The following is a 10,074-nucleotide window of genomic DNA, read 5'->3' as shown; positions in this document are numbered from 1 at the left end:
GGGGTGGCCAGTCTGCTGGGGGCCAGCGGGTCGAGCGGGTCGGCCGGCACCGTGCCGCGCGCCGACTACCGGGCGCTGCCCAGGGTCACCTTCACCGACCCGGAGGTCGGCGCGGTCGGGCTCACCGAGCAGCAGGCCCGGCAGCGGGGCATCAACGTGCAGGTCGGGTTCACCGAGCTGCCGTCGTCGGCGCGGGGCTGGATCCACAAGGTCGGCAACGAGGGTTTCATCAAGGTCGTCGCGGACGCCGACCGGGGGGTGCTGATCGGGGCGACCTCGGTCGGCCCGGCTGGCGGCGAGGTGCTCTCCGGGCTGGTGGTGGCGGTGCACGCGGCCGTTCCGCTCGGCCAGCTGCGGCACATGATCTATGCGTACCCCACGTTCCACCGCGCCATCGAGGTCGCCCTGCGCAACCTGAGGTAGCGATCCTGACGGCGCCGCGGGGGGACCCGGCGGCGCCCGCCGGCTCCGGCGGGTCAGTCCGCGCCGGCGCCGTGCCGGCCGGCGCCGGCGGCGAACCGGGCCGCGCCGGGCAGCGCGTCGGTGGCCAGCGAATGCATGCCGTACGCCAGCTCGGTGGCCAGCGCCGCCGGCTCCGGCAGGCCCGCCGTGGCCAGCACCGACGCCCGGTCGTTGCGCAGGCAGGTCTGCGGGTGCCGGGCGATCTCGGCGGCCAGCCGCTCGGCCGCCGCCCGGGCCTGCCCCGGCGCGACCAGCCGGTTCACCAACCCCATGGCGTACGCCTCCTCGGCCGGCACCGGCCGGCCGGTGAGGATCAGGTCCATCGCCCGGCTCTCGCCGATCAGCCGGGGCAGCCGCACCGTGCCCCCGTCGATCAGCGGCACCCCCCAGCGCCGGCAGAACACCCCGAGCACCGCGTCGGACTCGGCGACCCGCAGGTCGCACCAGAGCGCCAGCTCCAGGCCGCCGGCCACGGCGTACCCGGAGATCGCGGCGATCACCGGCTTGCCCAGCGTCATCCGGGTCGGGCCCATCGGGCCGTCGCCCTCCGCCTCGACCCGGTTGCCGCTCGGCGTGCCGATCGCCTTCAGGTCGGCCCCGGCGCAGAACGTGCCGCCCGCGCCCCAGAGCACGGCCACCGCCGCGGCGGGGTCGGCGTCGAAGGCGCGGAACGCGTCGGCCAACGCCCTGGCGGTCGGCCCGTCGACGGCGTTGCGGGCCGCCGGCCGGTCCAGGATCACCGTGGTTACCGCCGCGGCGCGCTCGACGCGTACCCCCATCGGGACAGCATGCCCGGCGACGGTGCCGCGCGCCAGGGCCGCCCGGTCAGCGGCGGGCCGCGCGGTTCGGCCGGACCAGGGTGGCGCCGAGCGCCGCGCCCACCACGCAGGCCACCCCCACCGCCTGCCACCCGGCCAGCACCTCGCCGAGCAGCAGCAGCCCGACCAGCGCACCGATCGCCGGTTCCAGGCTGAGCAGGACCGCGAAGACCCGGGCCGGCATCCGGCGCAACGCGGACAGCTCCGCCGAGTACGGCAGCACCGACGACAGCAGCGCGACGGCCACGCCCAGCGCCAGCGTCCACGGGTCGAGCAGCGCCCCGCCGCTGCCGGCGACCCCGAGCGGCAGCACGGCCAGCGCGGCCACCGCCATCCCCAGGGCGAGGCCCCGGGTGCCCGGCACCCGCTCGCTGACCGCCTTGCCGAGCAGCACGTAGCCCGCCCAGCCGGCCGCGATCGCGGCGCAGAGCAGCAGGCCGACCGGGTCGACGCCAGCGCCGCCGAACCCGCCGATCAGCAGCACCCCGCCGCCGGCCAGGACCGCCCACGCCACGTCGGTGAGCCGGCGGCTGCCGGCGAGCGAGACCAGCAGCGGCCCGGCGAATCCGATGGTGACGGCGACGCCGAGCGGCACCCGGTGCAGGGCCGCGTAGAAGGCGAGATTCATCAGCGCCAGGGCCAGCCCGAACGCCCCGACCAGCCCGGCGGCACGCCAGCCGAGCCGCAGCCCGGGCCGGGTGAGGGCGAGCAGGATCAGCGCGGCGAAACCGAGCCGCAGGGTTGTGGTGCCGCCCGGGCTGGTGCTGCCGAAGAGCTGCTTGGCGACCGCCGCCCCGACCTGGGTGGAGAGCATGCCGAGCAGCATCAGCAGCGGTGGCGGTACGGCCCGGGGCCGGCCGAGAGCGGCGGTCAGCCTGGCCGGGTGGCCGGCCGGCAGCGGGCGGGAGGCGAGTGCGTACACCCGGACCACGGTGGCCGGGGGCCGCCCGGCCGGCCACCGGTTTTCCGCCCGCCGGTGCTCCGGGCGCTAGCATGCCTGTCGGCACGATCATGTGAGGTGCCCCGCGCGAGCGGGGAGAATCGGGAAGCCGGTGCGAATCCGGCACGGGCCCGCCGCGGTGACCGGGGAGCCACCGTCCACGCGCGACGCGCAGCCACTGGCCCGCCATGGGCTGGGAAGGCGGACGGCAGGCGTCGATCCGGGAGTCCGAAGACCGGCCTCGCGTCCGGTGCCCACGCCTGCGGCGTGGGCCGAGCGCAGCGGGAGCCTGCCTGTGGATCTCTACCACGCCATCCATCGCCGTCGGGACGTACGCGCCCAGTTCACCGGGGCGCCGGTGCCCGAGGAGGCGCTGCACCGGGTGCTGGACGCGGCGCACGCCGCACCCAGCGTCGGCTACTCCCAGCCGTGGGACTTCATCCTGGTCCGCGACCCGGAACTGCGGCGGCGCTTCCACGAGCACGTCCGCGCCGAGCGGGACACCTTCGCGGCCACCCTCGACGGGGCGGCGGCTGAGCGGTTCGCCCGCATCAAGATCGACGGAGTGCTGGAGTCGACCCTGTCGGTGGTGGTCACCTACGACCCGGCCCGGGGCGGGGCCACGGTGCTCGGCCGGCACGCCATCGCCGACACCGGCCTCTACTCGGTCTGCCTGGCCATCCAGAACCTCTGGCTGGCCGCCACCGCCGAAGGGCTCGGCGTCGGCTGGGTGTCGTTCTACCGGGAACCGTGGCTGGCCGGGCTGCTCGGCATCCCGGCCGGCGTCCGCCCGGTGGCCTGGCTCTGCCTCGGGCCGGTCACCCACCTGGAGTCCGTCCCCGACCTGGCCCGGCACGGCTGGCGGCAGCCGCGACCGCTCGCCCACGCGGTGCACAGCGACCGCTGGGGTGCGACCGACGACTGAGTCAGGTCTGATACGTAAGCCGCCCGCCCGGTTCGCCTCCAGCGGGGCCTTCCGCACGTACGGCGGCCGATCCGTCACCTCCGACCGGTTTGCGACCACGCCTGCCGGGAAGTCGGTACCTGTGCGAGCACTGTTGACGAAGATCGAGCAGGCTTCGAGGCTGGACCGGGTCGGCGACCGGTTGCAGCGGGCCGTCCAGGCGACCCTGCGTCCGCAGCGGGTCCGGGACCTGCTGCACGGCGTCCCGCTGGGGCACCCGCTGCACCCGGCGATGGTGCAGGTGCCGGTCGGCGCCTGGATCAGCGCGGCGATCCTGGACCTGCTGCCCGGGCAGCGCCGGGCCGCCACCACGCTGACCGCGGTCGGCACGGCCAGCGCCCTGCCGTCGGCGGTCGCCGGGCTCAACGACTGGGCGGCGCTCTCCCGGGACCAGCGCCGGATCGGCCTGGTGCACGCCGCGTCGAACAGCGTCGGGTTGGCGTTCTACGCCGGTTCGCTGGCGGCGCGGTTCACCGGCCGGCACCGGCTCGGCCGGACGCTCGGCTGGCTCGGGCTCGGTGCCGCGAGCGCCGGGGCGTACCTGGGCGGGCACCTGGCGTACAAGCAGGGCGCGCAGGTCAACCAGAGCATCTCGGAGCTGCACCGGATGAGCGGCGGGTGGCATCCGCTGGCCGACATGGCGGCCCTGCCGCAGCGGCAACTGGTCACCCGTGAGGTCGACGACGTGTCGGTGATCCTCTATCGGCACGGCGACGACGTCACCGTGATGCTGGAGCGCTGCCCGCACCAGAGCGGCCCGCTCGGCCAGGGCGAAGTGCAGGAGATCAACGGGCACGCCTGCGTGGTCTGCCCGTGGCACGGCAGCGCGTTCCGGCTCAACGGCGGCGAGGTGGTGCACGGGCCGTCCGGCAACGACCAGCAGGTGCTGCCGACCCGCGTGCGGGCCGGCGTGCTGGAGACCCGCCTGCCCTGACGCCGCTGCCCCGTCCGGGCCGGCCTGCCCGAGCTGCCGTGCCCCGGTGCCGTCGTCAGTCCCGCCGGTGGCGGCCGGTCGCGGCCGGGCGGCTGCCCGCCTGGACGGCGGCCGGGCGGCGGCGGAGGCCGAGTACCGCCCCGATCTGCGCGCCGACGATGCTCGCCACCGCCAGGACGGCGGAGACCGCCAGCGGGCGGTTCACCCGGTCCGGCTCGCCGGCCCGGGCCGCGCCCACGGTCATCGGCGGCGCCCCGCCGTCCGGCGCCTCGGCCGCCGGAGGCGCCATCCGCTCCGGGACGGACGGCGCGGCCTGCTCTGGCACTTCCGGGCCGCCCTGCTCCGGGCCGCCCTGCTCCGGGGCCGCCGGAACGGCCTGCTCCGGCACGGCCGGGGTGGTCCGGCCCGGGGTGGACGCCGCCGGGCGGGCGACGAGGCGACCGGTGGCGTGCGGGCGGGTACCCCGGTCGCGGGCCTCGTCGGGCAACCGGATCAGTTGCCCGGGGCGGATCCGGTCCGGGTCCGCCAGCCGGTTGAGGGTGGCCAATCTGCGGTAGTCGCCGAACTCGTCCAGGTACCGCTCGGCCACCTCGCCGAGGTAGTCGCCCTTCGCCGCCCGGTAGACCGGTGTCGTGCCGCCGTCCGCCGCCGTGACCAGCGGCGCGGTAGCGCCCGGCGCTGGCGCGTACGCGGGGGTGGCCGCCGCCGTCGCGGCGCTCGCCGCCGGGCTGGCCGCCACGATCAGCGCCACCGACCCGACCAGCGCCGCCGCCACCCGCTGCTGCCGGCTCATCCCCGGCAGCCGGGGCGCCGGGCGGCGCAGCGCCTGCGCGCCGAGCTCGACGAGGACGGAGAGGGCGAACGTCGCCCAGCCGAACCAGCCGGCCAGCGCCAGCGCGCGCAGGAACAGCCGGCCGTCGTCGCGGCTGGTCAGCACCGCGCCCACCTCCGCGATGGTGGGCAGGTGGTCGGGCAGCGGGTTGCCGGCGAGGCCGAGCAGCGCCAGCGGCGCGCCGACCAGCACCCCGCAGAGCACGGCGAGCGCGCCGAACCCGGTGAGGACCCGTCCGGTCCGCCGGACGACGGAACGACTCGATGCGGCCATGGCTGCCTTCCTTCCTACGGTGCCCCGGTCAGCGGCCGCGCGGTCGCCTCACCGGAGACGGTGACGGTGTCGTCGAAACCGAAGAGGCCGAGCAGGGACCGCCGGTAGGTGATCGTGACCCGGACCTGGACGAGGGCCTCGCCGTCGACCACCGGGAAACTGACCGTGTGACCGGTGACGCCGGCCGCCGCGAGGTAGCCGGCGACGGCCCGGCGGGCCTCGGGTTGGTCGATCCGTTTCGGTCCGCCTTCGATGGCGGTGGCCCGGTCGATGGCCTGGCCGCCCGCCCGGGCTGCCTCGGCGGCGAGGTTGTCGGCCCGTTGCAGGGTGCGCAGCTGCCCGGCGCCGTCGAAGGAGAGACCGATGACGGCGAGGACGCCGAGCATCGCCACCGCGAGGAAGACGCTGACCCGACCGGCGTCCCGCCGGTCCACCGCACCGGGGGGTTGGGCGCGGCGGACCGGCGGGCGGCCGCCGGGGACGGCGGTCATCCCCGGCTCCGGTAACGGTCCAGCGGGGAGGTGAAGCTCGCCGACACCCGGTCACCGGCGGGCATCCGGGGCAGGGCGGGCAGCCGCAGATCCCGGTAGGAGACGGTGCAGGCGATTCGGACGGTGACCGTGGCGTCCTGCCCGGGCGGGCTGCGGAACGCCTCGTCGAAGCTGGTGGCCCGGCCGCCCACCGAGCCGCTGAAGGTGACCTCCGGGGTGCCGGCACAGTTCAGCGCGCGCCAGTCGAGTTGCTGGCGAACGGCGTCGCGGGCCCGCGTCCGGGCGTCCCCGGCGTCCCGGGAGATCGACGCCGCGCGGGCCGCGTCGTGGGCGGCGGCCTCGACCGCCTCCGCCGCCACGGCGGTCCGCCCCGCCACCCCGGCCAGCACGATCAGGGCGATGAACGCGGGGGCGAGCACGGCCGCCTCGACGGAGACCGAACCCCGCTCGGTGGCCCGGGTCACGGGACGGTCCACCGTTCCACCGTCCCGTGCGCGGTCTGCCGCACCGGGAAACTGACCCCGGGCACCACCGACAGGGAGCGACCGCGCACGGTGCAGCTCACCTCGGTCGCGTTGGTGACGCAGCTCGGGCCGGGGTCGTCCCAGCCGACCAGCCAGCCGCCGGCGGCGCGGAGGAAGCGGGTGGCGCGAGCCTCCCCGGCACCGTCGGGCGCCTGGTACAGCCGTTGCGCGTTGACCGCGCTCTGCGCCGCGTTCAGCGCCGTCGAGCGGGCCACGAACCAGGCCGCCACCTGGATCGACGCGAAGATCAGCACCAGGATCAGCGGCATCACCACGGCCAGCTCCACCGGGTTTGCGCCCCGATCCCCACCGCCGCCTCGGTAGGTCGCGGGCAGGCGCCGGCCTCGGACGGGGGTGGCCGCCCGGCGGTCGCCGGCGCTCGGGTGTCGGGTCACGGTCGCGGGCTCACGGCGCGGTCGGGACGGCGTTCATCCAGTTCTCGGCCCGGGACTTCACTAGGACGGTGACCGCGAGCGCGGCGGCGACCAGACCGAAGATGATCACCGCGGTGGGTACCGGGCTGTCGCCCCGCTCGCCGTCGCGGCGCAGCTCGGTCAGGCGTGTGGTCGCCACGACGTGCAGGTACGTGAGGACGGACATGGCGTACTCCTTCTCGGGGTCGGTGTCACAGGCGGGCGATGAACGGGTACATGGCGAAGCCGAGCAGGACGAAGACCAGCAGCGCACCAGGGATGTCCAGCCGGCCGGTGACGCCCTCCGCCCGGGCCAGGTTGTCGGTGCGGATCTGGTCGCGCAGCGAGTCGGCGCGGCTGCTCAGGGTCTCGTGCACCTGCGCCCCCTCGCTGCCCGAGGTGCGCATGATCGCGCCGACGTCGCCCAGCTCCGGGATGCCGAGCCGGTCGGCCAACTCACGCAGCTCGTCCCAGGGCGAGTGCATCTGCATCTGGGCGATCCGCAGCGCCTCGGAGATCCGGTCGAAGACCCAGCCGTCGCACACGGCCGCCGCCCGCTCCAGCGACTGCACCGGCCCGTGCGCGGCGCTCAGCTGCAGCGCCACCAGGTCCAGATAGGTGCAGACGGCCTGCCGGAACTCGTCCCGGGCGTCCTCCGCCTTGGCCAGCACGGCCCGGTGCGCGAGCAGGGCGCAGAGCAGCGCCAGGCCGAGGCTGCCGAGCACCGGTACGGCCACCGGCAGCCGGACGCCCACGGCGAGCAGGCTGACGCTGAGCAGCGTCGGCGCGGCGAGCCCGACCAGCGCGGAGAGCAGCAGCGAGAGGGTGTACTGCTCCGGGGTTCGGTCGATCAGGGCGAGCTGCCGGTGCGGTGGCCGCAGCCAGCGGGACAGCCCGGTGAGCCACTCCAGCCGCGGCGGGGCGGGCGCGGCGAGCGGGCCCGTGCCCGGCGGCTGGTGCAGCCGGCGCAGCGCGGGTCCGAGCGCCGGAGCCGCCGGCACCAACTCGCGGACCACCAGGAACAGGCCGAGCCCGATTGTGGCCCCGCCGCAGACCGCGATGGCGAGCTGCCAGTTGAGGATCACGCGATCGCCTCCTGCAGGTCGGGTGGCGGCAGGAAACGCGCCGGCCGCCGCGGCTGGCTCATCGACCGCACCCAGGCCAGCAGGGCGATGAAGGCCGCGCCGAGTACCGCCATCACCAGCTGCCCGAACGGGGTGCCGTAGGGGCGGATGTACTCGGTGTTGAGCAGCCCGTACGCGATGGTGGCCAGGGTCATCCCGGTGAGGAAGCGGACCGCGAACCGGGGCTGGGTACGCTTCGCCTCGACCTCCCGGCGGGTGGCGACCTCAGCCGAGGCCGCGCCGGCGATCGAGGCGAGCACGTCGCCGAGGCGTTCCCCCCGGTCCGTCAGGTGCAGGATCAGCGCCGCCACCACCTGGTCGCAGACCGGGTCGCCGATCTCGTCGGCGAAGGCGAGCAGCGCGGGGCGGGCCAACCAGCCGGCCTGGAGTCGGGCGGCGAGCAGCCGTACCTCCTCCTGGATCTCCTCGGGGGCGGTGGCGACCGTGCCGATGATCGCCTGCTGGAGTCCCTGGCCGGTGGCGGAGACGTCCTTGAGCCGCCGGGTCCACTCGCCGACCGCCTCGATCCGGGCGATCGCGCGCTGCTCGGCCCGGCCGACGGAGAAGAGCCACGGGGCGCCCGGCACCGCCACCGCCACCAGCAGGCCGACCACCGGCAGGCCGGTGACCAGGAAGGCCAGCGCCCCGGCGACCAGCGCGGCGACCAGCAGGGCCTGGTGCGCCCGCTGGTCGCGCGCGGTGGCGCCGGAGCCCTTCCACAGCCGGGCGAGCCCTCGGCCCGCGCCCGGGCCGGGGCCCGGCGGGCGGCGGGTGCCGACCAGCGCCACGACGGCCAGCAGCAGCCCGGCCACGCAGGCCGCGCCGGAGGCCACCGCGACGAGTTCGACGTTCCCGGGCACCGGGGTCACCGCCGGCCCAGCCGGGTCTGCCGGGGCCGCCGCCAGGCTCCCGTGCCGGCCTCGACCCACCGGCTCAGCAGCCGGGCGTCGTAGCCGACCCGGAGCAGTTCGTCGCGGACCCGCTCGGGCAGGTGCCGGGGTACTGCCCGCCCGTCCGGCCCGGGCCCGAACACCTCGGTAGTGGTGATCCGGTTGCCGTCGCCGACCCCGATCACCTCCTCGACGTGCGAGACGAAGCGGTGCTTGCGCCCGCCGATCGCGGTCTCGTCCTCGACGGTGACGTAGACGATCAGGTCGAGAGCGTTGCCGGCCATCCGGCGGGCCTGGTCGACGGTCATCTCCCGGCCGTGGGCCAGCGCCAGCTCGATGATCCGCTCGCTCACCCCGGCGGGGTTACGCGCGTGGATGGTGCACATCGAGCCCCGGCTGGTCGTCATCGCCTGGAGCATCGGCACGATCTCCCGGGAGCGAACCTCGCCGACGATGATCCGCAGCACGCCCATCCGCAGCGAGACGGGGATCAGGTCGGCGATGCTCACCTCGCCGGCGGGGCGGCCGTCCGGTCCGCGCTCGCCGTGCCCCTCCCGGGCCTCGAAGCTCATCACCGCCCGGTGCCGCAGCCGCCGGCGGGCCGGCAGCAGCTCCCGGCTCTCCTCCAGCAGCACGTACGGTTCGTCGGCCGGGATCTCGGCCATCAGGGCCCGGATCACGGTGGTCTTCCCGGCCCCGGCCAGTCCGGCGACCATGATGTTCAGCCCGGCCCGCATCGAGGCGCGGAGGAAGTCGCGCAGCAGCGGGTCGATCATCTCGTCCAGGTCGGCCCGGCCGCCGGCGAGGTCGTCCAGGCTCACGTCGAGGGTGTTGTGCTTGCGGATCACCGCGTACGGGCGGTGGCTGACCAGGAACACGGCGGCGAGCCGGCTGCCGTCGGGCAGTTGCAGGTCGAGGGTGGGCTTGGACGTGGACAGCGAGCGTTCGGTGGCCCCGGCCCGCCGGGCGGCCGCCTGGAGGATCTCCACCAGCTCGTCGTCGCTGTCGGCGATCGGCTCGGCCCACTCGACGCCGCCGCCGTGCCGGGTGATGCGCACCTGGTCGCAGCCGAGGATGTGCACCTCCTCGATGGTCTCGTCGACCAGCAGGGTCTGTAGCCGGCCGAGCCCGGCCAGTTCGGCGGTCACCTGGTCGAGCAGCAGCCGCTCCTCGCCGGCCGCCATCGGGGTGCCGGCCCGGCGGACCGTGTCGGCGTACCCGGCGACCACCGCCACGGCGAGCCGGGCCCGCTCGACGTCCTCCTCGTCGGGGGTGAACTCCCGCCCGCGCTGCCAGCCGGTGAGCCGTTCGCTGAGTTCCCGGCGCAGCTCGCGGACCACCTGGAAGTCGATCCGGGGGCGGGGCGGCGGTTCGGGCGGCGGCGCGGTGACCGGCGCCGCCGCCCGAAC

At 76.1% G+C, this 10,074-nt stretch carries 13 protein-coding genes and 1 riboswitch; of the genes, 3 read left to right on the top strand and 10 right to left on the bottom strand.

Annotated elements, in window-relative coordinates:
- Positions 1-423 (top strand): oxidoreductase dimerization domain-containing protein (locus C1I99_RS24265; RefSeq protein ID WP_499877949.1); only part of this gene is annotated, 423 nt, incomplete at its 5' end.
- 53 nt (positions 424-476) lie between these two features.
- On the opposite strand, the gene C1I99_RS24260 is transcribed toward C1I99_RS24265, so the two are convergent.
- Both C1I99_RS24260 and C1I99_RS24255 read right to left on the bottom strand, forming a co-directional pair.
- Entirely contained in the window at positions 477-1,241 is a 765-nt protein-coding gene (locus tag C1I99_RS24260; RefSeq protein ID WP_111136512.1) for a crotonase/enoyl-CoA hydratase family protein, read from the bottom strand.
- A 46-nt stretch (positions 1,242-1,287) separates the two neighbouring features.
- Positions 1,288-2,202: an EamA family transporter gene (locus tag C1I99_RS24255; protein ID WP_233512681.1), complete on the bottom strand. Its 915-nt coding sequence runs from the start codon at positions 2,200-2,202 to the stop codon at positions 1,288-1,290.
- Between the two features lie 77 nt (positions 2,203-2,279).
- A riboswitch (cobalamin riboswitch) is annotated at positions 2,280-2,478 on the top strand.
- A gap of 37 nt (positions 2,479-2,515) precedes the next feature.
- Between C1I99_RS24255 and bluB the strand changes: the two genes are divergently transcribed.
- Together bluB and C1I99_RS24245 are read left to right on the top strand one after the other, a co-directional pair.
- Positions 2,516-3,145 carry a 5,6-dimethylbenzimidazole synthase gene (bluB, locus tag C1I99_RS24250; RefSeq protein WP_111136511.1) on the top strand — a complete coding sequence of 210 codons (630 nt, stop codon included), beginning with the start codon at positions 2,516-2,518 and terminating at the stop codon, positions 3,143-3,145.
- Positions 3,146-3,266: 121 nt separating this feature from the next.
- Positions 3,267-4,118, top strand: coding sequence for a Rieske (2Fe-2S) protein (locus tag C1I99_RS24245; protein WP_111136510.1), 852 nt, complete (start codon positions 3,267-3,269; stop codon positions 4,116-4,118).
- 55 nt (positions 4,119-4,173) lie between these two features.
- On the opposite strand, the gene C1I99_RS24240 is transcribed toward C1I99_RS24245, so the two are convergent.
- The 8 genes from C1I99_RS24240 to C1I99_RS24205 all read right to left on the bottom strand — a co-directional run.
- Positions 4,174-5,223: a LysM peptidoglycan-binding domain-containing protein gene (locus C1I99_RS24240; RefSeq protein ID WP_111136509.1), complete on the bottom strand. Its 1,050-nt coding sequence runs from the start codon at positions 5,221-5,223 to the stop codon at positions 4,174-4,176.
- Between the two features lie 14 nt (positions 5,224-5,237).
- Positions 5,238-5,714 carry a pilus assembly protein TadG-related protein gene (locus C1I99_RS24235; RefSeq protein WP_111136508.1) on the bottom strand — a complete coding sequence of 159 codons (477 nt, stop codon included), beginning with the start codon at positions 5,712-5,714 and terminating at the stop codon, positions 5,238-5,240.
- Positions 5,711-6,190, bottom strand: a complete 480-nt coding sequence (locus C1I99_RS24230; protein WP_233512680.1) for a TadE/TadG family type IV pilus assembly protein — start codon at positions 6,188-6,190, stop codon at positions 5,711-5,713. Before C1I99_RS24230 ends, C1I99_RS24235 begins: the two co-directional genes overlap by 4 nt.
- The gene (locus tag C1I99_RS24225; protein WP_233512682.1) at positions 6,175-6,573 is read right to left on the bottom strand and encodes a TadE/TadG family type IV pilus assembly protein; all 399 of its coding nucleotides are present in this window, start codon (positions 6,571-6,573) and stop codon (positions 6,175-6,177) included. The genes C1I99_RS24230 and C1I99_RS24225 overlap by 16 nt, the downstream gene beginning before the upstream one ends.
- A 70-nt stretch (positions 6,574-6,643) precedes the next feature.
- On the bottom strand, positions 6,644-6,838 hold the full coding sequence (locus C1I99_RS24220) for a hypothetical protein (RefSeq protein WP_111136506.1): 195 nt from the start codon (positions 6,836-6,838) through the stop codon (positions 6,644-6,646).
- A 25-nt stretch (positions 6,839-6,863) separates the two neighbouring features.
- Positions 6,864-7,733 carry a type II secretion system F family protein gene (locus C1I99_RS24215; RefSeq protein ID WP_111136514.1) on the bottom strand — a complete coding sequence of 290 codons (870 nt, stop codon included), beginning with the start codon at positions 7,731-7,733 and terminating at the stop codon, positions 6,864-6,866.
- A complete protein-coding gene (locus C1I99_RS24210) occupies positions 7,733-8,680 on the bottom strand; it encodes a type II secretion system F family protein (RefSeq protein ID WP_111136513.1) in 948 nt (315 codons plus the stop codon). Before C1I99_RS24210 ends, C1I99_RS24215 begins: the two co-directional genes overlap by 1 nt.
- A partial coding sequence (locus tag C1I99_RS24205) for a TadA family conjugal transfer-associated ATPase (protein WP_111136505.1) occupies positions 8,641-10,074 on the bottom strand: 1,434 nt, incomplete at its 5' end. The genes C1I99_RS24210 and C1I99_RS24205, both read right to left, overlap by 40 nt.

The sequence above is a fragment of the Micromonospora deserti genome, assembly GCF_003236335.1.
Lineage (GTDB): Bacteria > Actinomycetota > Actinomycetes > Mycobacteriales > Micromonosporaceae > Micromonospora > Micromonospora deserti.
This window is presented reverse-complemented; position numbering and strand designations above follow the sequence as displayed.

Bases quoted from the DNA above. Each gene is read 5' to 3' on its own strand.
- C1I99_RS24260 (WP_111136512.1), bottom strand. From the start codon at position 1,241: ATGGGGGTACGCGTCGAGCGCGCCGCGGCGGTAACCACGGTGATCCTG.
- C1I99_RS24240 (WP_111136509.1), bottom strand. From the start codon at position 5,223: ATGGCCGCATCGAGTCGTTCCGTCGTCCGGCGGACCGGACGGGTCCTC.
- C1I99_RS24235 (WP_111136508.1), bottom strand. From the start codon at position 5,714: ATGACCGCCGTCCCCGGCGGCCGCCCGCCGGTCCGCCGCGCCCAACCC.
- C1I99_RS24220 (WP_111136506.1), bottom strand. From the start codon at position 6,838: ATGTCCGTCCTCACGTACCTGCACGTCGTGGCGACCACACGCCTGACC.